Below are 1,236 nucleotides of genomic sequence, written 5' to 3' on the forward strand. Positions count from 1 at the left end.
GCCCCCGAATTTCGCCTTGAAGGCGATGCTGGCCCGATCGCGCTTGGCGATTTTGCGGGCCGCAAGCTGGTGATCTATTTTTATCCCAAGGATGACACGCCCGGCTGCACCACCGAGGCCAAGGCGTTTTCGGCCCTGCAGGCTGAGTTCGCGGCGGCAGATACCGATGTGGTGGGCGTGTCACGCGATTCTGTGGCCAGCCACGCCAAATTTCGCGCCAAGCAGGGCCTGACGGTGGCGCTGGGCAGCGATGATGGCGCGGTGACCGGTGCGTTTGGCGTGTGGGTGGAAAAATCCATGTATGGCAAGAAATACATGGGGATAGAACGCGCCACCTTCCTGATCGGGCGGGACGGCATTGTGGTCGCGCACTGGCCGAAGGTGAAGGTGCCGGGCCACGCCGAAGCGGTGCTGGCGGCGGCGCGCGCTCTGGCCTGACCGGCAGCGCTCCGGGCCGAATCAAGCGGCGCCGGTGATTGCGGAGAGCGAGCGCCAGCACCTCTGGAACGGCACCGTTCCTTGGCCTGTCGCCGCTGGCACGCTTTTGTCACGCTTCATCGCCTGCGCCCAACGGTTGGCCGCTCGCGCCGGCGCACGCTGTTGTTAAACCTTGCTGCCGGCTGCTTCACATCCATTACCGATTGGACATCCAGTCGGGTGGGGGCATGACGCAGTACGGGGCAGGCACTGACGGCAAAACGCCAGTGCATTGTACTGCATCATACGCTCCGGTGAGCAAAAGGTTGCACCGGGTCATGCAATTTCGGATCGGCACATTTGCCATTATCGCTGCGGGGCTGATCAGCCTGGCTGCGCCGGTCGTTGCCGAAGAGGCGTCCGCCCAGACAGGCGGTTTCGCCAGCCCGATTTCTGCCGTCACAGCTGCTTCGGCCATGTTCAACGACGACAGCGCCAGCAATCCGGCGTCCACCGTCGCCGAGGCTCGCCGCCGGTTTCTTGCCGCATTGGCCAGCGAGCGCACCGACGCCGCAACGCTCACCCGTTTGCTGCCGCGTGCCGGCCAACCGCTGGCAGCTTTGATTGGCGCTGCACCGGCCGGCGATGCCCGCGCCGAAGCCGTGTTGCGCCGCCTTGGTCTTGATCCTGCCCGCTTCATGGCTGGCCGCGCCGCCGCCGTGCAGTTCGCGTCGCCAGTCGCCGCCCAGGTCTCTGCGCAGGGCGGGCCGTTCATCGCCGCCACCGATCCGCGGGTCCGCACCTTGCAAGCCGATGCCG

The 1,236-nt window shown here is 66.0% G+C and carries 2 protein-coding genes; both read left to right on the forward strand.

The features are described 5' to 3' along the window. Window positions 1-438 (forward strand): peroxiredoxin (locus ABWP50_RS13520; RefSeq protein WP_353218507.1); only part of this gene is annotated, 438 nt, incomplete at its 5' end. A 317-nt stretch (window positions 439-755) separates the two neighbouring features. Next, the coding region (locus tag ABWP50_RS13525; protein ID WP_353218508.1) for a hypothetical protein at window positions 756-1,236 on the forward strand (481 nt) is incomplete at its 3' end.

This window comes from Sandarakinorhabdus sp. (assembly GCF_040398645.1).
Classification (GTDB): Bacteria; Pseudomonadota; Alphaproteobacteria; order Sphingomonadales; family Sphingomonadaceae; genus Sandarakinorhabdus.